This is a genomic window from Humibacter ginsengiterrae, from assembly GCF_054780115.1.
Window position 1 is genome coordinate 110,793 of sequence record NZ_BAAGWY010000011.1, and the last position, 19,977, is coordinate 130,769.

Annotated in this window: 17 protein-coding genes; 11 read left to right on the forward strand and 6 right to left on the reverse strand. The window is 67.3% G+C overall.

The features are described 5' to 3' along the window. Window positions 1-181: 181 nt before the first annotated feature. Window positions 182-1,273, forward strand: coding sequence for a chitinase (locus ACYVII_RS13615; protein WP_460535936.1), 1,092 nt, complete (start codon window positions 182-184; stop codon window positions 1,271-1,273). A 1-nt stretch (window position 1,274) separates the two neighbouring features. Here ACYVII_RS13615 and ACYVII_RS13620 read toward each other — a convergent pair whose 3' ends face one another. Further along, complete coding sequence (locus ACYVII_RS13620; RefSeq protein ID WP_460535938.1) at window positions 1,275-2,003, reverse strand: VIT1/CCC1 transporter family protein; 729 nt, start codon at window positions 2,001-2,003, stop codon at window positions 1,275-1,277. A gap of 22 nt (window positions 2,004-2,025) precedes the next feature. Then, window positions 2,026-3,858 (reverse strand): glycoside hydrolase family 15 protein, encoded by a 1,833-nt coding sequence (locus tag ACYVII_RS13625; RefSeq protein WP_460535940.1) that lies wholly within the window; start codon window positions 3,856-3,858, stop codon window positions 2,026-2,028. 30 nt (window positions 3,859-3,888) lie between these two features. Here ACYVII_RS13625 and ACYVII_RS13630 point away from each other — a divergent pair, with 30 nt between their 5' ends. Together ACYVII_RS13630 and ACYVII_RS13635 are read left to right on the forward strand one after the other, a co-directional pair. Then, on the forward strand, window positions 3,889-5,265 hold the full coding sequence (locus ACYVII_RS13630; protein ID WP_460535942.1) for a glucose-6-phosphate dehydrogenase: 1,377 nt from the start codon (window positions 3,889-3,891) through the stop codon (window positions 5,263-5,265). A gap of 31 nt (window positions 5,266-5,296) precedes the next feature. Next, a complete protein-coding gene (locus ACYVII_RS13635) occupies window positions 5,297-6,820 on the forward strand; it encodes an ATP-dependent DNA ligase (RefSeq protein WP_460535944.1) in 1,524 nt (507 codons plus the stop codon). A 33-nt stretch (window positions 6,821-6,853) separates the two neighbouring features. Here ACYVII_RS13635 and ACYVII_RS13640 read toward each other — a convergent pair whose 3' ends face one another. Continuing rightward, the gene (locus tag ACYVII_RS13640; RefSeq protein WP_460535947.1) at window positions 6,854-7,492 is read right to left on the reverse strand and encodes a hypothetical protein; all 639 of its coding nucleotides are present in this window, start codon (window positions 7,490-7,492) and stop codon (window positions 6,854-6,856) included. 153 nt (window positions 7,493-7,645) lie between these two features. Further along, window positions 7,646-7,834: a hypothetical protein gene (locus ACYVII_RS13645; protein ID WP_460535949.1), complete on the reverse strand. Its 189-nt coding sequence runs from the start codon at window positions 7,832-7,834 to the stop codon at window positions 7,646-7,648. Window positions 7,835-8,102: 268 nt separating this feature from the next. On the opposite strand from ACYVII_RS13645, the gene otsA reads away from it, so the two are divergent. The 8 genes from otsA (at window position 8,103) to ACYVII_RS13685 (ending at window position 18,483) form a co-directional block, all read left to right on the forward strand. Beyond that, entirely contained in the window at window positions 8,103-9,620 is a 1,518-nt protein-coding gene (gene otsA / locus ACYVII_RS13650) for an alpha,alpha-trehalose-phosphate synthase (UDP-forming) (RefSeq protein WP_460535950.1), read from the forward strand. Continuing rightward, the gene (otsB, locus tag ACYVII_RS13655) at window positions 9,617-10,417 is read left to right on the forward strand and encodes a trehalose-phosphatase (RefSeq protein WP_460535952.1); all 801 of its coding nucleotides are present in this window, start codon (window positions 9,617-9,619) and stop codon (window positions 10,415-10,417) included. Before otsA ends, otsB begins: the two co-directional genes overlap by 4 nt. A 62-nt stretch (window positions 10,418-10,479) precedes the next feature. After that, complete coding sequence (gene ilvD / locus ACYVII_RS13660; RefSeq protein ID WP_460535954.1) at window positions 10,480-12,174, forward strand: dihydroxy-acid dehydratase; 1,695 nt, start codon at window positions 10,480-10,482, stop codon at window positions 12,172-12,174. Window positions 12,175-12,230: 56 nt separating this feature from the next. Beyond that, on the forward strand, window positions 12,231-14,051 hold the full coding sequence (locus ACYVII_RS13665) for an acetolactate synthase large subunit (protein ID WP_460535956.1): 1,821 nt from the start codon (window positions 12,231-12,233) through the stop codon (window positions 14,049-14,051). 3 nt (window positions 14,052-14,054) lie between these two features. After that, window positions 14,055-14,564 carry an acetolactate synthase small subunit gene (gene ilvN, locus ACYVII_RS13670; RefSeq protein WP_170024247.1) on the forward strand — a complete coding sequence of 170 codons (510 nt, stop codon included), beginning with the start codon at window positions 14,055-14,057 and terminating at the stop codon, window positions 14,562-14,564. Between the two features lie 48 nt (window positions 14,565-14,612). Next, window positions 14,613-15,641 carry an NADP-dependent ketol-acid reductoisomerase gene (gene ilvC, locus ACYVII_RS13675; RefSeq protein WP_460535957.1) on the forward strand — a complete coding sequence of 343 codons (1,029 nt, stop codon included), beginning with the start codon at window positions 14,613-14,615 and terminating at the stop codon, window positions 15,639-15,641. Window positions 15,642-15,780: 139 nt separating this feature from the next. Then, on the forward strand, window positions 15,781-17,691 hold the full coding sequence (locus ACYVII_RS13680; protein ID WP_460535959.1) for a 5'-nucleotidase C-terminal domain-containing protein: 1,911 nt from the start codon (window positions 15,781-15,783) through the stop codon (window positions 17,689-17,691). A gap of 36 nt (window positions 17,692-17,727) precedes the next feature. After that, a complete protein-coding gene (locus tag ACYVII_RS13685) occupies window positions 17,728-18,483 on the forward strand; it encodes a copper homeostasis protein CutC (protein ID WP_460535961.1) in 756 nt (251 codons plus the stop codon). A 460-nt stretch (window positions 18,484-18,943) separates the two neighbouring features. Here the strand turns inward: ACYVII_RS13685 and ACYVII_RS13690 are convergent, their stop codons facing one another. Both ACYVII_RS13690 and ACYVII_RS13695 read right to left on the reverse strand, forming a co-directional pair. Continuing rightward, window positions 18,944-19,075: a hypothetical protein gene (locus tag ACYVII_RS13690; RefSeq protein WP_460535963.1), complete on the reverse strand. Its 132-nt coding sequence runs from the start codon at window positions 19,073-19,075 to the stop codon at window positions 18,944-18,946. An 11-nt stretch (window positions 19,076-19,086) separates the two neighbouring features. Next, on the reverse strand, window positions 19,087-19,971 hold the full coding sequence (locus ACYVII_RS13695) for an NAD-dependent epimerase/dehydratase family protein (RefSeq protein ID WP_460535965.1): 885 nt from the start codon (window positions 19,969-19,971) through the stop codon (window positions 19,087-19,089). Between the last annotated feature and the right edge of the window lie 6 nt (window positions 19,972-19,977).

Consider the following 19,977-nt stretch of genomic DNA (forward strand, 5'->3'; position numbering starts at 1 on the left):
AACGAAGCATGTTCCGAAGGTAGCAGCAGCTTGGGCCGTAGTCGAGCATGACCCTTGTCCGGGGGGTGCCGCCATCGGTAGGCTGGAGGGCGACAGGTTTGTTAGGAAAACATACTAATCCTGTCTGCCGCCTCATCTCGGGTCGTGCGCATCGCGACATGACCATGCAAAGGAGCATCAGATGAAACGATTGCCCGTTCTCGTCGGCGCCGGTCTGGCTGCTGCGCTGGCAGTGCTCGGCACGGCAGCACCGGCATCCGCCACGGGGTCGGAGGGCCCGGATCCATGGCTGCCGACGCCGCACTCCCACACCATCGTGTACCCGGGCCTTCCATTGCCGGCGCGGATCGCGGCGCCCTATATCGACGTCACGGCGGTGAGCGACCTCGCCGACCTGTCGCAGGCATCCGGTTCGCGATTCCTCAGCCTCGCGTTCCTGCAGACCCAGGCGCCGGGTTCGTGCACGCCGTACTGGGCGGGCGACACGTCGAAGCCGGTGACTCCGGATGTCTACGGTGCGCAGTTCGACCGCATCCGCGATCACGGCGGCGACGTCATCCCCTCGTTCGGCGGTTACGCGGCAGATACCACCAGCACCGACATCGCCGACAGCTGCACCGACGTGCACAGCATCGCGCTGGCCTACGAGGACGTGTTCGCGGTCTACAAGGTGCACCGCATCGATCTGGATGTCGAGGCCGACTCGATCACGAACCAGGCGGGAGTCGACCGGCGCAACCAGGCGATCGCCGAGGTGGAGCAGTGGGGGAGAACCCACCACTGGCCGGTCTCGTTCTCCTACACGTTGCCGACCTTCCCGACCGGTCTCGCGCCGAGCGGGGTTGCGGTGCTGCAGTCCGCTGCGAAGTACGGAGCGAAGATCGCTGACGTCAACGTGATGACGTTCGACTACTGGGACGGCGCCACGCACGACATGCTCGCCGATGCCGAGCAGGCCGCGACGGCTCTCACCGGACAGCTGAAGCAGACGATTCTGCCCCACGCCCCGGCGTGGCAGCTGTGGCGCACGGTGGGCATCATCCAGATGATCGGCATCGACGACTATGGGCCGCAGGAGACGTTCACGCTCGATGAGGCGGCGCCGCTGGTCGCCTGGGCGACGTCGCACGGCGTGCAGACCATGAGCTTCTGGGCGCTGCAACGGGACAACGGCGGATGCCCGGGCGTGAAGGGCGCGAACTCCTGCGACGGTCTCGTGCAGCCCACGTGGGCGTTCAGCAAGGCCTACGCGACGTTCAATTCCTGGTTCTGATTCAGCCGGCGTGCACGCCGAGCAGGAGGCCGACGAGGTACGTTGCGGCGACTGCGATCGCGCCGAACAGCAGTTGCCGTAACGCACCCCGCCACCAGGCTTTACCGGTGAAGTAGGCGGCGAACGCGCCCGCGACGATCAGCCCGACACCGCCGATGGCGAGTCCCAGCCACAGCTGGCCGAACCCGAACAGGAACGACAGCAACGGGATGACCGCGCCGACCGAGAACATCACGAACGAGGAGAAGGCGGCGATCCACGGCGACGGTTTCGAATCGGGATCGACGCCGAGCTCCTGAGTGACGTGCACTCGCAGCGCGCGGTCGGGGTTGTCGTGCACCTCGGATGCGGCCCGGTGCGCGGTCTCGAGCGACATGCCCATCTCCTGGAACATGCCGGAGAGCTCATACATCTCGCCCTCCGGATTGCGGTCCAGCGCCTTGCGCTCGACCGCCGCCTCCTTGTCGACCTGTTCGTTCTGAGTGGTGACGGACGTGTACTCGCCGAGCGCCATCGAGAACGCCCCCGCGACGAGACCGGCCAACCCGGTGAGGATGATCGTGCCGCGCGGCGCCCCGGCCGCACCGATTCCAGCGATCAGCGCGATGTTGGTGACGAGGCCGTCCATGGCGCCGAAGACAGCGGCGCGCAGCCAGCCGCCTGAGACATCCGAGTGCCGGTGGTCGTAGTCGTGCGGATTCCGGAAGGGCGGAATGATCGGATCAGGCACCGCCCCAGCATAGGAGGTGCCGTCAGCCGTCTGGCGCGTCGAGAGCGCGCGACGGACTGCCGCCGCCCACCATCGACTCACCGTGGCCTTCGGCGCGCGCGATGGCGTCGGCCGCGCGAACCAGGGCGAGGTGTGAGAGCGCCTGCGGAGTATTGCCGGCCTGCCGACCCGACGCCGTCGAGTACTCCTCGCTCAGCAGCCCGACGTCGTTGGCCACCGCGCACATGCGCTGCATGAGCTCGTTCGCGCGGTCGAGCCGGCCCGAGCGTGCGTATTGCTCGACAAGCCAGAACGAACATGCCAGGAAGGGGTATTCGCCCTGCGGGAGCCCATCCAGATCGGTTCGCGAGCGATAACGGAGCAGGAATCCGTTGTGCATGAGATCGCTCTCGATCGCCTCGACCGTGCCAAGCATCCGCGGGTCGTCCGGCGCGATGAACCCCACCTGCGAGAGCTGCAGAAGCGAGGCGTCCACTTCGGCTGTGTCGAAGTGCTGGGTGAAGGTGTTGCGGCGGCGGTCGAAACCCTTCTGCTCGATCTCCTTGCGCAGCACGGCCCGGCGTTTGCGCCAGTCCTGCACGGGCCCCTCGAGGCCGTACTCCTCAGCACCGCGGATCGCGCGGTCATAAGCCGCCCACACCATGACCCTGGAGTGCGTGAAGTTGCGAGCGGGACCCCGGATCTCCCAGATGCCCTGGTCTGCTCTGTGCGCCACCGCGTTGAGCCGGCCCATCAGGGCGCACTGCAACGACCACGAGAAGTCATTCTCCTTGACGCCGGCGAGGCGAGCGTCGTGAAGCGCGATCATGACCTCGCCGATCACGTCAGCCTGGAACTGCTTGGCTGCAGCGTTCCCGATGCGCACCGGAGAAGCGCCGTGGTAGCCGGGAAGGGTATCGATCACATACTCGGGCAGGAACCGCTCGCCGCCCAGCCCGTACATGATCTGCACGTCGTCGGGGTCCCCGGCGAGCGCTCGGAGCAGCCAAGAACGCCAGTGGTCGACTTCGTCCCGATAGCCGTGCGCCAGGAGAGCGCTGATCGTCTGCGAGGCATCTCGCAGCCAGACGTAGCGGTAGTCCCAGTTCCGGCTGCCGCCGAACTCTTCGGGCAGCGATGTGGTCATGGCCGCGACCACGCCGCCGGTATCGGCGTGCGTGAGCGCGCGTAACACGAGAAGCGAGCGGAGCACCTCTTCGGCATAAGCCCCGCGATGAGTGAACGTGGCGGCCCAGTCCTCCCACCAGGTCTCGCTTTCGTGCAGACCCTTCGAAATATCGAGCGGCTCCGGCACCGGTTTGTGCGAAGCGTGCCACGTCATGGTGTGATCCACGACGTCGCCATCGCGCACGGTGAAGGTCGCTTCGTGCGCGTGATCCGTCGCGTGCAGCTCGACGCCTCGGACCACGATGGCATCAGGCCCTGCGACGGCGACGAGCGCGTGATGCTTGTCGCGAAGCTGCCGCACCCAGGGGACTGCTGCCGCATAGCTGAACCGCATACGGAGGTCGACGCGCATCTCGACTTCGCCCGAGAGTCCGCGGATCCGCCGTACGACGTTCGCGCCGTGCACCGTTCGCGGCATCGCATCGATCACTTCGACGACACCGCTCGACGTCGTCCACCGGGTAGTGAGCACGAACGAACTGCCGTTGTACCGCCTCTCCGCGACGGCGTCGGGATCGGTCGGCGCAACCAGCCACCTGCCGTGATCCTGCGTGCCCAGCAGCGCCCCGAAGACGGAGGGGGAGTCGTACCGCGGCAGGCAGAGCCAGTCGATGCTGCCGTCTCGTCCCACCAACGCACCCGTGTAACAGTCGCTGATCAGTGCATAGTCCTCGATCGCCAACGCCACCTCGCCATCTTGGCAGGTAGCGTGAGGATCATGACTGAGGCGGTGCGGACTCTTATCATCCTGGGCGCGGACGGCGATCTGACGTCGCGCCTCCTGCTTCCCGCCCTGGGGCAGTTGCTGACCGAAGAAGACACCCGCAGGGTCACGCTGGTCGGTGCAGGCATGCATGACTGGGATGCGAAGCACTGGCGCAGCGTCGTGGAGACGTCGTTCAAGACCGTGGATGCCGAGGGCCCCGCGGTCGACGCGCTGCTGGATGGCACCGATTTCGTCGCCGGCGACGTGACCGATCCGGATCATCTGCGGGAGCTGCTCTCGCGCTCGGACGGCACGCCCGCGCTGTATTTCGCGTTGCCGCCTGCGGTGACCAAGGAGGTCTGCGCCGGCCTCGCGCAACTCGACCTGCCCGCGGGACTCCGGCTTGCGCTGGAGAAGCCGTTCGGCACAGACAAACGGAGCGCGGCTGCGCTCAACCGCCGGCTGACCAAGCTCGTGCCCGAGGATCAGGTGCACCGCATCGACCACTTCCTCGGCAACTCGACCGTGCAGAACCTCTTCGGTCTGCGGTTCTCCAACCGCATCTTCGAGCCGCTCTGGAGCGCGGAGCACATCGCCAGTGTCGACATCGTGTACGACGAGGTCCTGGGCCTGGAGGGCCGCGCCGGGTACTACGACCATGCAGGCGCCCTGGTCGACATGTTGCAGAGCCACCTGCTGCAGGTGCTGGCCGTCACGGCGATGGAACCGCCGTCGACGATGAGTGCGGCGGACATCCGCGATGCCAAGGGCATCGTGATTCGCGCCACTCACGTGCTGGACGACGACGCGATCGCGAACAGCCACCGCGGCCGCTACACGAAGGGGAAGATCGACGGACGCGAGCTCAGGTCGTATGTGGATGAGAACGGCGTGGATGCGGACCGCCGCACAGAGACCCTCGCCCAGGTCACCTTCGGCATCGACACCTGGCGCTGGGCAGGCGTGCCCTTCACCCTGCGATCGGGAAAGGCGATCGGTCGCGGGCGCCACGAGATCGTGATCACGTTCCGCGATGCGCAACGGGTGCCGAAGGGTCTGCGCGGTGCAGCCCACCCGACCCGCCTGCGTATTCGCCTCGGACCCGACGTCATGCAGCTCGAGCTCAACACGAACGGGCCCGGCGACCCGCATTACCTGAGCCGGGCATCGCTCGAGGCCGACTTCGGGCCGGGGAGCCTGCTCGCCTACGGCGAGGTGCTCGCCGACCTGTTCGATGGGAATCCTTCGCTGTCGGTGCGCGGCGACACGGCCGAGGAGTGCTGGCGCATCGTTGCCCCCGTGCTCAAGGCGTGGGGCGACGACGAGGTGCCGCTCGAGGATTATGCGGCCGGCTCGGACGGACCGACGGACTGGCCCGCCATACCGTGAGGATGTCGGCGGTGACGCGCAGACTGTACCCGTGCTGCTGAACGAGCTGGTCGCCACCGACTCCGCCGTGGGGTCGACCAGGTCGCGCCTGGCCAAGGTGGATGCCCTTGCCGAGCTCCTCTCGCGGCTGGATCGCGACGAGGTGGCCACCGCCGTCGGCTTGCTCATCGGCTCGCCGGTGCAGGGCCGGCTCGGCGTCGGGTGGCGCGCCATGTCGACGTCCACTACACCGGCAGCGGTCGATCCGACTCTGACGGTGGCGGAGGTGGACGCGCTTCTCGACCGGCTCGCCGCGACCGAGGGCGCAGGCTCCGCGACAGCGCGGGCGTCCGTTCTGGCCGAGCTCCTGGGTCGTGCGACGGAGACCGAGCAGCGGTTCCTGGTGCGGGCGATGCTCGGCGAGATGCGCACCGGCGCCCTGGAGGGCGTACTCGTGGATGCGATAGCGCGAGCGGCCGACGCACCCGGCGGGGTGGTGCGACGAGCCGTGATGCTGTCCGGAAGCCTCGGCGACACGGCCGCGCTCGCCCTGTTCGGCGGAGCGGATGCGCTGGCCGGCGTGACGCTGACGGTGGGGCGCCCGGTGCGCCCGATGCTCGCGGCATCCGCTGCCACGGTGGCCGACGCGCTCACCGAGACCGGAGAGGCCTCAGTGGAGTACAAGCTCGACGGTGCGCGGATCCAGGTGCATCGCCGTGGCGATGACGTTCGCGTCTTCACGAGGAGCCTCGCAGATGTCACGCATCGCCTGCCCGAGGTCGTCGATGCCGTCCGGCGCCTGCCGCTCACCGATGCCATCTTCGACGGAGAGACACTGACGCTCGACGAGGAGGGTGCGCCGCGGCCCTTCCAGCAGACGATGTCGCGCTTCGGCGCGGAGGCGTCGCGCGAGGCACTGCTCAGCCCATGGTTCTTCGACGTTCTGCATCTCGACGGCAGGGACTTGATCGACGAGCCGCTGTCTGTGCGTCGCGGCATCCTGAGCGAGGTCGCCCCGCACCTCCTCATTCCGGGCCTGATCACCAGCGATCCGGAGGCGGGAGAGGCGTTCTCCCAGGAGGCGCTGGCAAAGGGTCATGAGGGTGTGGTCGTGAAAGCGATCGGCTCGCCCTACACAGCGGGCCGACGCGGCTCCGGCTGGATCAAGGTGAAGCCGGTGCACACGTACGACCTCGTCGTGCTGGCCTGCGAGTGGGGCTCTGGACGGCGCCAGGGATGGCTGTCCAACTTGCATCTGGGCGCGTACGATCCCACCGGCGAGTTCGGTGAGCCCGGCGGGTTCGTCATGGTCGGCAAGACGTTCAAGGGCCTCACCGACGAGCTCTTGCGTTGGCAGACCGAGCGCTTCCAGCAGCTGGAAGTGCGACGGACGGCGGGCACTGTGTGGGTGGAGCCGGTCACAGTGGTGGAGATCGCCATCGACGGGGTGCAAGCATCCTCACGCTATCCGGGAGGCATCGCGCTGCGGTTCGCACGCGTCAAGCGTTACCGCGAAGACAAGACGGCGGCAGAGGCCGACACGATCCAGACGCTGAGGGCGTTGCTGCGCGGCTGATCGAAAAGGTGACGAGTGGACCCCGCGATGTGGTCAGATGCGGGTGAACTGAAGGGCGATGGAGTCGGTGACCGGCTTCTTCAGGTCGGTCCACACCGTAATGGGTGCGGGCTCCCACTGCAGGGCCACGGCGTCTTCATCGAGCACGGCATCCTCGTCGCCCTGTGGCTCGTCGTGACGGTGCGCCGGGCCGCGCTCGGAGTCGTCGATGCCGGCGACGTCGCTCTCTACGGCAGTCGCTGACGGAACCGCATCCGCGTCTTCCTTGGGCGAGGATGCACTCTCCTGCGTTTCCGCCATCGCCGCGACCTCGTCACGGTAGTCGTCTTCATCCACGCGCGGGGCAGGGTGCGAAGTCACGTCGGCCACATCCACGTGCGTGCCCGACCGCAGGGCGATGGGACCCGTGCGCGTGGAGACCGTGAGCTGTTCGCCGGCCTCGAGTTGAAGCTGAGCGCTCCGGAGAGCAGCCGTCACGTCCAAGGCAACCTGATGTGCGAGCACGGTGCGGAAGAGGTCGTCCGTGTCATCCGGCGTGCGCCTGCGTACCACCCACTCGCCGCCCTCGCCGATCGCTGCGGCGATGCGCGTGTGCACGAGCTCGAAGACCTGTTCCTCCGCGAGGCGAGGGAGAGGAGCCGGGGTCTCGACGACCTCGACGATGGGGGCCACCGCTTGAGCAGCGTGCCTCCGACGACCGAACATGACCGGTTTCTCCCTCGTGTGGTGCGTGATCAACCCCGCACGACACAGTCTGACGGATGCTCGGCTCCGGCCTCCGCTGACACGCCGCCGCGGAGCGCGGCGGCTCTCGGATCGTCGGTCCTATCGCCGGCTCTCGAGCTCCTTGGAGCGGTCGTGCACGCTCGTGAGCACAACGGCGAGCGACAGCGCCCAGCTCGCCCACGCCAGCAGCACCCGCCAGTCTCGCGGTCCGTTGCGCGTGGTCTGAACGACCGACACGACTCCCAGCGCCGTGCTCACGACGCCCCAGTTCAACAGGTACTTGCGCATCGAATCCCCTCGCGTTTCGATCTATTCACTCCGGCCTAGCCTGCCGCCCTCGGCACTGTCAACGGCCACCCGACTCTCCGGCGCGTTGCTTACCCTGCCTGGTAACGTTCTTGAGGCCGACCAGGCTTTCACTCAGGAGGCGCTCATTCTTCCGAAGTCCGCTCACGACGAGTCCGAATCCGGCGGCCGGGAGGCCGCCGCGAACCGGTCGCCGAAGCCCAGGCGGGGTTCGGGGACCGGCCGGAGGAGGCCTCACAAGTTCGACCTCGTGATCGTCTCGAACCGCCTGCCTGTCGACCATGTCTCTGGTGAGGGCGAGAACGCCGTCTGGCGTCCGTCGCCCGGAGGGCTCGTGGCGGCGCTCGAGCCGATGATGAAGCGTGAGGACGGCGTCTGGATCGGCTGGGTGGGAATTCCGGACGCCGAGTTCGAGCCGTTCGAGGCCGACGGAATCGACATCAAGCCCGTCGCACTCAGCGCACAGGACGTCGAGTACTACTACGAGGGCTTCTCGAACGACACCCTGTGGCCGCTGTACCACGACGTGATCGCCCCTCCGAGCTTCCACCGGGAATGGTGGGAGGCGTACGTGCAGGTGAACCGCCGGTTCGCGGATGCCGCACTCGAGTCGGCGGCACCCGGCGCCGTCGTGTGGGTGCACGACTACCAGCTCCAACTCGTTCCCAAGATGTTGCGTGACGCTCGCCCGGATCTGGTCATCGGGTTCTTCGATCACATTCCGTTCCCGGCATACGGCATTTACGCCCAGTTGCCGTGGCGAAAGCAGGTCGTGGAAGGCCTACTCGGCGCCGACGTCATCGGGTTCCAGAGGCTGGGCGACGCCGGCAACTTCGCCCGCGCGGTACGACGCTTGCTCGGCTACGAGACCCGGGGATCGGTGATCGAGGTGCCGCTCGACGACGATGAGGGCGTCGGGCACCGGCATGTGAAGACGAACCGGCGAGGCACCCGCGTGCGCACGGTACTGGCCAAGCAGTTCCCCATCTCCATCGACACCGCGCGCTACCAGGAACTCGCGTCGCGGCCGGACATCCAGGCCAGGGCACGGCAGATCCGCGAGGAGCTGGGCAACCCGGCGACCATCATGCTGGGCGTCGACCGGCTCGACTACACGAAAGGCATCGGGCACCGGCTGAAGGCGTACGGGGAACTGCTGCGCGATCAGTCGATCGACGTCGAGAACGTCACGCTCGTGCAGGTGGCCAGCCCGTCGCGCGAGCGGGTGGAGACGTACAAGCAGCTGCGCGACGAGGTGGAGCTCACGGTCAGCCGCATCAACGGCGATTACTCCACCATCGGTCACACCGCGATCAGCTACCTGCACCAGGGGTATCCGCGGGAGGAGATGGTGGCGCTCTACCTCGCGGCCGACGTCATGCTCGTGACCGCGCTGCGCGACGGCATGAACCTGGTGGCCAAGGAATACGTCGCCAGCCGCATCGACAACGACGGCGTCCTGGTGCTGAGCGAATTCACCGGCGCTTCAGACGAGATGAAGCAGGCGCTGCTCGTGAATCCGCACGACATCGAGGGCCTGAAGCATGCCATGGTTCGCGCGATCGAGATGCCGAAGCGCGAGCGCTCCCGGCGCATGCGCGCCCTGCGCAAGCGGGTCATCACGCACGACGTGCAGCGCTGGTCGGCGACCTTCTTCGATGCGTTGACGCACGTCACCAAAGAGGACGACTTCGGTGCGCACGAGGCAGCGCAGAACCCGCAGGTCGCGCGGTCGGTGCCGGGCTCGGAGGGGCCGGCGGAGTCGTGAGCACTTCACGGCCCACCGGTTCGGTCGACGTCGACGAGGGCCTGGCGGAAGCAATGGCACGGCTGGCCGCCACACCGCGCCTGCTCGTCGCGCTCGATTTCGACGGCACCGTGAGTCCCCTGGTCGACAACCCGCGTGACTCGCGAGTGCTGCCGGCCGCACGTGCAGCCCTCAATGAGCTCGAACGGATGCCGGACACCTGGATCGCGTTCGTCTCCGGTCGTCCACTGGCCGGACTGGCCCGGGTGACCGAGGCCGACGACGAGGCGCTTCTGATCGCCTCGCACGGGGTGGAAGTGCGGCTCACGGGCGGTGCGGTGGATGTCGGACTCACCGAAGAGGAAAGCGCACGGCTGGAGGCGCTTGCCGCCGAGCTCGAACGCATTGTCAACGCAACGCCGGGCTCCAAGCTGGAGCGCAAGCCCGCCGGCCTCGGCCTGCACACGCGAGGTGTGCCTAGCGAGCAGGCGAGAGCCGCCGACCGAGCATCACGGGAGGCAGCGTCGTCGCTTGGCGGAGGATTCCTCGAGCGAGCGGGTAAGGACATCCTCGAGTTCGCGGTGCGCGACGCGACGAAGGGCGACGGCGTTCAGCGGCTGAGAGAGCACGTCGGTGCGACCGCTGTGCTCTACGCGGGCGACGATGTCACCGACGAAGACGCATTCGCTGCGTTGCACCAGGGAGATGTGGGCGTCAAGGTCGGCCCAGGGGAGACGAAAGCCGGTCATCGGGTCTCCGACCCGGACGCGGTCGCCGCTCTGCTGGCACGCCTGGCCGTCGCGCGAGCCGAGCGTTGAGCATTCGACGCGGCGGCGGGCATCCTGCGCAGGCGAATCGCGGCGCCTCTAAACTCGAGTTCATGCCTGAGATCGACATGAAGCCCCGCAGTCGTGTGGTCACCGACGGGATCGAAGCCACCACGAGCCGTGGAATGCTTCGCGCGGTCGGCATGGGCGACGAGGACTGGGACAAGCCGCAGATCGGCATCGCCAGCTCCTGGAACGAGATCACACCGTGCAACCTCTCGCTCGCCCGCCTCGCGCAGGCGGCGAAGGAGGGCGTGCACTCGGGTGGCGGCTATCCGCTCGAGTTCGGCACCGTCTCGGTCTCCGACGGCATCTCCATGGGCCACGAAGGCATGCACTTCTCGCTGGTCTCCCGCGAGGTCATCTGCGACTCCGTCGAGACGGTCATGATGGCCGAGCGACTCGACGGTTCCGTGCTGCTGGCCGGATGCGACAAGTCGATCCCGGGCATGCTCATGGCGGCGGCACGACTCGACCTGGCATCCGTCTTCCTCTACGCGGGCTCCATCGCTCCCGGCTGGGTGAAGCTCAGCGACGGAACCGAGAAGGATGTCACGATCATCGACTCCTTCGAAGCCGTCGGCGCCTGTAAGGCCGGCACCATGAGCCTCGACGATCTCAAGCGCATCGAGTGCGCGATCGCGCCGGGCGAGGGTGCGTGCGGCGGCATGTACACCGCGAACACCATGGCGTCGGTCGCCGAGGCGCTCGGCATGAGCTACCCCGGATCCGCCGCTCCGCCCTCCGCGGATCGCAGGCGCGACTACTACGCGCACCGCTCCGGCGAGGCAGTCGTGAACATGCTGCGACTCGGACTGACGGCGCGCGACATCCTCACGAAGAAGGCGTTCGAGAACGCCATCACCGTCGCCATGGCTCTCGGCGGGTCCACGAACGTCGTATTGCACCTCCTCGCCATTGCGCGTGAAGCCGAGGTGGAGCTCACGCTCGACGACTTCAACCGCATCGGCGACAAGGTTCCGCACATCGCCGACATGAAGCCGTTCGGCAAGTACGTGATGAACGACGTCGACCGGCACGGCGGCATCCCGGTGCTCATGAAGGCGCTGCTCGACGCTGGCCTGCTGCATGGCGACTGCATCACGGTCACCGGCAAGACCATCGCCGAGAACCTCGCCGAGATCGACCCGGCGCCGCTGGACGGCGAGGTGCTGCGCTCGCTCGACAACCCGCTGCACCCCACCGGCGGACTGACCATCCTGAAGGGCACATTCGCCCCGGACGGCGCTGTGGTGAAGACCGCCGGATTCGACGCCGCTGTGTTCGAGGGACCCGCCCGCGTGTTCGAACGCGAGCGCGAGGCGATGGACGCTCTGACCAACGGCGCCATCGACCACGGAGACGTCGTGGTGATCCGCTATGAAGGTCCGAAGGGCGGGCCAGGCATGCGCGAGATGCTCGCGATCACCGCCGCCATCAAGGGCGCAGGGCTCGGAAAAGATGTACTACTCTTGACAGACGGTCGATTCTCAGGCGGCACAACCGGTCTGTGCATCGGCCACATAGCACCCGAAGCAGTGGACGGTGGTCCCATTGCCTTCGTGCGCGATGGTGATCTGATACGGGTCGATATCGCGGCTCGCTCCCTCGACCTACTTGTCGACGAGTCCGAGCTGGCCGCCCGCCGTGAAGGCTGGGCGCCCCTTCCTCCGCGCTATACCCGTGGCGTTCTCGCGAAGTACTCCAAGCTCGTGCACTCGGCCGCCGAGGGCGCGATCACGGGGTAGTCCTCGCGTTCTCGTTCAGCTCCTCCATTCGACGCATCTCAAGGAAGTCGTCCCCCATGACAACGGAACCTCGAGCCGTGCCGACTTCGGCAGCGCGTGCTGCCGGGGCCGGCGGTTCTTCAGAGAAACCAGACCTCATCACCGGATCGGCCGCCATTCTGCGGTCGCTCGCCCACCTCGGCGTCAAGGATGTCTTCGGCATCCCCGGCGGCGCCGTCATCCCGTTCTACGACGAGCTCATGGCGCAGAACGCCATCAGGCACATCCTGGTGCGCCACGAGCAGGGTGCGGGGCACGCGGCCGAGGGTTACGCGACCGCAGGCCGCCGAGTCGGCGTCGCGATCGCCACGTCCGGTCCCGGCGCGACCAATCTCGTCACGGCGATCGCCGACGCGCACATGGACTCCGTTCCGACGCTGTTCATCACCGGCCAAGTGTTCTCCACCTCGATGGGGACGGATGCCTTCCAAGAGGCGGACATCGTCGGCATCACGATGCCGATCACGAAGCACTCGTTCCTGGTGAAGCGCGCTGAGGACATCCCTGCGACCATCGCTGCGGCCTACCACATCGCATCCACCGGTCGACCTGGCCCCGTGCTCGTGGACATCACGAAAGACGCCCAGCAGAACCTGATGGAGTTCTCCTGGCCGCCGGTGGTAGACCTGCCCGGCTATCGCCCCGTGACGAAGGCGCACGGCAAGCAGGTGCACGCGGCCGCGCGCTTGCTCGCTGAGGCGAGCAAGCCCGTGCTGTACGTCGGCGGCGGAGTCGTGCGGGCGCAGGCATCCGACGAGCTCGCGGTTCTCGCCGAGGCGACCGGTGCCCCGGTCGTGACGACGCTGATGGCGAGGGGCGCATTCCCCGACTCGAACAAGCAGCACCTCGGCATGCCAGGAATGCACGGCACGGTCGCGGCAGTGCTCGCGCTTCAGGATGCCGACCTCATCGTCTCGCTCGGCGCACGGTTCGACGACCGCGTGACGGGCAAGGTGTCGGAGTTCGCTCCGCACGCCAAGATCGTGCATGTCGACGTCGACCCGGCCGAGATCTCCAAGATCCGGCACGCCGACGTTCCGATCGTCGGCGATGCCAAGGACGTCATCGCCGACCTGACTTCCGCCTACGAGCACGAGGTGGCCGCGGTCGGCAAGCCCGAGCTCAGCGACTGGTGGGCCAAGCTCGACGGGCTGCGCACGCAGTTCCCGCTGGGGTATGCGCCGACCAGCGACGGTCTGCTCGCGCCGGAAGGCATCATCCAGCGCATCGGGGAGCTCACCGGCCCAGAGGCGGTCTACGTCGCCGGCGTCGGACAGCACCAGATGTGGACCGCGCAGTTCATCAAGTACGAGCGTCCGAACGCCTTCCTCAACTCGGGAGGCGCGGGCACGATGGGCTACGCGATCCCCGCGGCGATGGGTGCGAAGGTGTCGCAGCCCGACCGCGTCGTGTGGGCGATCGACGGCGACGGATGCTTCCAGATGACCAATCAGGAGCTCGCCACCTGCACGATCAACGACATCCCGATCAAGGTCGCGATCATCAACAACTCGTCGCTCGGCATGGTGCGGCAGTGGCAGACGCTGTTCTACGACGGGCGTCACTCGTTCACCGACCTCGACACCGGTCACGAGACGCGGATGATCCCCGACTTCCTGAAGCTGGCCGAGGCGTACGGAGCGTTGGGCATCCGGGTCACCAAGGAAGACGAGGTCGACGACGCGATCAAGCTGGCCCTGGAGACGAACGACCGGCCGGTCGTCATCGACTTCATCGTGAGCCGCGACGCCATGGTGTGGCCGATGGTGCCGCAGGGCGTCAGCAACTCGAACGTGCAGTACGCGAAAGACCACGCACCGACCTGGGGAGAGGAGTAGGCCATGTCGACACACGTGCTGTCGTTGCTCGTCGAAGACAAGGCGGGTCTGCTCACCAGGGTCGCCGGGCTGTTCTCCCGTCGCGGCTTCAACATCTCGTCGCTCGCCGTGGGTGTCAGCGAGGTGCCTGGCCTGTCGCGCATCACCGTCGTGGTGGACGTGGAGGACGCTCCGCTCGAGCAGGTCACCAAGCAGCTGAACAAGCTGATCAACGTGATCAAGATCGTCGAGCTCGATCCGGACCAATCCGTGCAGCGAGAACACCTGCTGATCAAGGTGCGTGTCGACCACACCACGAGGTCGCAGGTGCTGGAGGCCGTGAATCTCTTCCGCGCCCGAGTGGTCGACGTGGCCACTGACGCTTTGGTGATCGAGGTCACCGGCGACACAGGCAAGACCGAGGCGCTCCTACGGGTGCTCGAGCCCTACGGCATCAAGGAGATGGCGCAGTCCGGCCTGCTCGCAATCGGCCGCGGCTCCAAGTCCATCACCGACCGCGTCTTCAAGAACTGACGACTCCGCACAACACCGACTTCACACAACAAGGAGAGAAACACATCCATGGCTGAGATCTATTACGACAACGACGCCGACCTGACGATCATCCAGGGCAAGAAGGTGCTCGTGATCGGCTACGGGTCGCAGGGCCACGCCCACGCCCAGAACCTGCGCGACTCGGGCGTCGAGGTGCGCATCGGCCTGCAGGAGGGCTCGAAGTCCACTCAGCGCGCGCAGGAGGCAGGCTTCCAGGTGGTCACGCCTGCTGAGGGCACCGCATGGGCCGACGTGATCGTGATCCTTGCGCCCGACCAGGTGCAGCGCCACCTCTACGCGAACGACGTCGCCCCGAACATCAGCGACGGCAAGGCGCTGGTCTTCGGGCACGGCTTCAACATCCGCTTCGGCTACATCCAGGCGCCCGAGGGCGTCGACGTCGTCATGGTCGCCCCGAAGGGGCCGGGCCACACCGTGCGTCGCGAGTACGTCGCAGGGCGCGGTGTTCCGGTGATCGTCGCCGTCGAGAACGACGCGACGGGCAACGCCTGGCCGCTCGCCCTCAGCTACGCGAAGGGCATCGGCGGCCTGCGCGCCGGCGGCATCAAGACCACGTTCACCGAGGAGACCGAAACCGACCTGTTCGGCGAGCAGGCCGTGCTCTGCGGTGGCGTGTCGCACCTGATCCAGGCCGGCTTCGAGACGCTCACCGCCGCCGGGTACCAGCCTGAGATCGCGTACTTCGAGGTGCTCCACGAGATGAAGCTCATCGTTGACCTGATCTGGGAGGGCGGCATCTCCAAGATGCGCTGGAGCGTCTCCGACACGGCCGAGTACGGTGACTACGTCTCCGGCCCGCGCGTGATCGACGAGGGCACGAAGGAGCGCATGAAGGGCATCCTCGCCGACATCCAGTCGGGTGCATTCGCCGAGCGCTTCATCGGCGACCAGGATGCCGGCGCCCCGGAGTTCCTGCGCCTCCGCAAGGAGGGTGAGGACCACCCGATCGAGTCCACCGGACGCGAGCTGCGCAAGCTCTTCGCGTGGAACTCGAGCGACGACGATGACTATGTGGACGGCGAGGTCGCCCGTTAGGCGATCAGTCTGCGAGACGATGGATGCCGCTGCCCGGGAGGGTGGCGGCATCCCTCATTTCGCGCAGACGAGCAAGTACGGGAAGTTCACCTGTTCGTCCCTTGTTCGGCTGTCGTCGGCTGTGGTCGCATAGGGTTTCATGAGCGAACCCACATGCAGCCATGAGGCATCCCACTACAACGAACCCGCGCCCCGCTGGTGCTCCTGCGCAGTGCCGGATGACGTCGAGGCGCAGCGCAACGAGGCGCGTCGCCACGGCATCAGCCGACGGGGTCTGATCACCGGGGCATCGGCGGCCGGAGTCCTCGCCGCTGCCGGCTGGCCGGGCGCCGCGCAGGCGGCGCAGCCGGATCACGGAGGACCGGGCGGGAACGGCAAGAACGTGACCATCACGATCATGGGCACGTCCGACATCCACAGCAACGCGATCAACTGGGACTACTACAAAGACGCGCCGTTCAGTGACGCCGCCGGCGACGTGGTGGGCCTCGCCCGGGTGTCGACCCTCGTGAACCAGATCAGAGCCGATCGGGGGCGGGACAACACGCTTCTTTTCGACGCGGGCGACATCATCCAGGGCACGCCGCTCGGGTTCTACTACGCCACGGTGGAGCCGACCACGAAGACCGGAGCCATCCACCCGATGGCGCTGCAGATGAACGCGATCGGCTACGACGCCGTCGTTCTCGGCAACCACGAGTTCAACTACGGGCTCGAGTTCCTCGACCACTGGATCTCGCAGATGCAGGCACCGGTGCTCGCGGCCAACGCCGTGCACCCTGGCACCAAGATCCCGAAGTACAAGCCGTACGTCGTCAAGACGATGAAGTTCAAGGGGATGCCGCCGCTGCGGGTCGGCGTGCTCGGGCTGACGAATCCCGGCATCGTGATCTGGGACAAGGCGAACGTCAGCGGCAAGCTCGACGTGCTCGACGTCGTCGAGACGGCGAAGGCGTGGGTGCCTCGGATGCGCAACGACGGTGCCGACATCGTGGTCGTGAGCGTGCACGCCGGCGACAGCGGCCTCTCGTCGTACAGTGGCGACATCCCGGTCGAGAACGCCGCCGCGATGCTCGGGCAGCAGGTGCCCGGGGTGGATGCGATCTTGTTCGGCCACGCGCACATCGACGTGCCGCAGCGCTTCGTCACCAACACGACCACGGGTGAGCAGGTCGTGATGAGCGAGCCGAAGTGCTGGGGCGAACGCCTGAGCGTCTTCGACCTGTCGCTCTCGTTCGAACGTGGTAGCTGGAAGGTGAACTCGAAGTCGGCCATCACCGTCAACACGAACACGGTCGTCGACGACCCGAAGCTGGTCGCCGTGGTGAAGTCCGAGCACGACGCCGTCGTGGCGTACGTGAACACGGCGGTGGCGACATCCACCGAGGCGATGTCTGCCGCGGAGGCATGTTGGAAGGACACGGCGATCCTGGACTACATCAATGTGGTGCAGACGGCCAAGGTGACCGAGGCGATCGCGGGCACCCCGTACGCATCGCTGCCCGTGGTATCTATCGCCGCGCCGTTCAACCGGGCGGCCACGTTCCCCGCAGGATCGGTGACCATCAAGGATGTAGCCGGCCTCTACATCTACGACAACACGCTGCTCGCATCGGTGCTGACCGGCTCCCAGATCAAGGACTACCTGGAGTACTCGGCGCGCTATTACCAACAGGTCGCCGCCGACGCGCCTGTCGACCCGGCGTCGTGGACGAACAACCACAACCTGCCCGACTACAACTACGACCAGTTCTCCGGAGTCGTCTACGGCATCGATATCTCGCAGCCGGAGGGATCCCGCATAACCGGTCTGACCTACGACGGTGCTCCCGTGGCCGCCGACCAGCAGTTCGTGGTCGCCGTGAACAACTACCGTCAGTCCGGCGGTGGCGGGTTCCCGCACATTGCGGACGCACCGGTTGTGTACAACGCGCAGGTCGCGATCCGTGAGGCGATTGTCGCCTACGCCACGGCGCAGGGCACGATCGACCCTGCGCAGTTCCACGTGGAGAACTGGCGGCTCCTACGAGGCGGGACGCCGGTCTTCTGATCGTCGGCTACGGCATCCGCCCGCGATACTGAGGGCATGACACGCGTCGGCGCGCCCGAGATAGAGATCGCGGTTCAAGACCTCGATGGTGTTCGGATCGCCCTCGACGAGGGCGCCGATCGGGTGGAGCTCTGCAGCGCGCTCGGGGTGGGAGGCCTCACCCCGAGCGCCGGCATCATCGAGCGCGCAGCCGCGCTCGGTCGCGACCGCGGTCGCAGAGACTTCGTGCACGTGCTCATCCGCCCGCGCAGCGGAGGCTTCTTCTACTCGGTCGATGAGCTCGACGTGATGCTGCGCGACATCCGCCAGGCCAGAGAGCTCGGCGCCGGCGGTATCGTCGTCGGCCTCGTCGACAAGCACGGCAAAGTGGATGTCTCGTCGATGGCCGCGCTGGTGGCTGCGGCCGGGCCGCTGCCGGTCACCTACCACCGGGCCATCGACGTGGCGAAGGATGCATCGTCGGCGGTGCGGGCGCTGGCCGCGGTCGGCGTGCGCCGCATCCTCGCCTCCGGCACAGCGCGCCACGCGATCGAGGGGCTGCCGATGCTGCGCTCGCTCGTGGAACACGCGGCGGGTGCCGTGCAGATCATGGCAGGCGGCGGCATCACGGCCGATCAGTTGCCGGTACTCGCCGAGACCGGCGTGGACGCCGTTCACCTCTCCGCACGGATGACCGTCACGGGGCAGGCGAGCGGACCGGGCGGCGGGCATCCCGAGTACGACACGACGGATGCCCACGCGGTGCGGGCGATGATTCGCGCCCGCGAGGCGCTCACCGCGTCGACCGGCTGAGCTGTTCGCGCCATCGCGGTCCCGCCATCTCAGCGAGACAGGCATGGTCGCGCTCTCCGCGCGAGTACAGGCAGACTTTGCCTGGTTTCGCGTGGTTTGCCTGTTCTCCCCGCGGCAAAACCGACCTCGGCGCCTACCTGGTCTACGGGTCGAGGTCGTAGACCACCCAGCGCACCGAGGCGACGCTGTCGTAGAGACGGCGTGCAATCGCGTTGCCCGGTGCTGAGATCCAGCGCAGCTTCGTCGTGCCATGCACCCGGGACCCGCTCCACAACACCCTCGATGAGCGCCCCGCCCGCACCCTGCCCTATCGCAGCCGGGTCCGTGAAGAGATCGTCGAGAAAGAGTCCAATACCCGCCGTGCTGGGGCGGGCGAAGGTGCGGTAGTGCGCGATGCCGGCAACTGTGCCGTCTGTCGGATTCTCTGCAACCAGTCCGCGCACCTCGTGCGAGGAATCCGTCAGCCATCCCCACACCGTGTCGAGCAGTTGTCGTCGGGCGCCAGTTTGTAGAAGTCGCGATACGCCGCGAAGGGCTCGCGCCACCTGTCGTGGTCGTGCGGTTCGACGGCACGGACGATCCAGCGGGTCATACGTCGCTCCGTTATGGCCGGGTCCGGTCTGAGGTTCCGCCAGTGCCCTTGGTGCCCTCCGCCGTGACACCGCCGTCTGGGGCGACGAAGCCCTCGCGCCAGGACGGGAAACGCGGCGTCCAGCCGCGCTCGCGGGCGAGCGCGTTCGAGACGGGGCGACCGTGCGGCAGACCGGCCGGGACCGGCGGGGGAGTCGTGCCGAGCGCGGCGGCGAGCACAGGCATCCACTCGTTGGCGCGCGCCGGCTCGTCGTCGACGATGTTCACAACGCCGTGCGGCCAGCCGAGGGCGAGCACGGTCGCGGACGCCGCATCAGCGACGTGGACGAAACTTCCCACCTCGGTCATGGGCGCCAGCGCACGTTCGAGGGTGGCCTCGGATTCCGCAGCACGGGAACTGCGCCACGTTCCAGGCCCGTAGAACTGGCCGAATCGCAGAACGACGCCTTCCGGCAACTCGAGCACGGCGCTCTCGAGCTCCGCGACGCCCGGCATCAGTCCCTTCCGGAAAGGCTCGCTCTCGGTCGCGAGCGCGTCGCCGTCCTGCACCACCCAGCTGATGCTCTGCGCGACCATGCGGCCCACGCCGTGCCGCTTCGCAGCGTCGACGAGGATGCGCGTCCCCTCGATCCTGATTCTGGAGTTGGCGGCCAGGTCGTAATCGGAGAGGTCGGTGAGCTGGTGGATGACGGCATCCGGTCGGGCGCTCTCGAACGCGGACTCGACGGAGCCGGAGTCGTAGACATCCATCACGAGTGGATGCGCTCCGTCCGCCGCTATCGTGCTCGCCTTCGCGGTCGAGCGGCTGGTCGCCCACACCTGGTGTCCTGCGGCGGCGAGAGCCGGTGTGAGCTGCCGTCCGATAGCACCGGCGCCGCCGGCCAGGAGGATGCGCATCGAGGC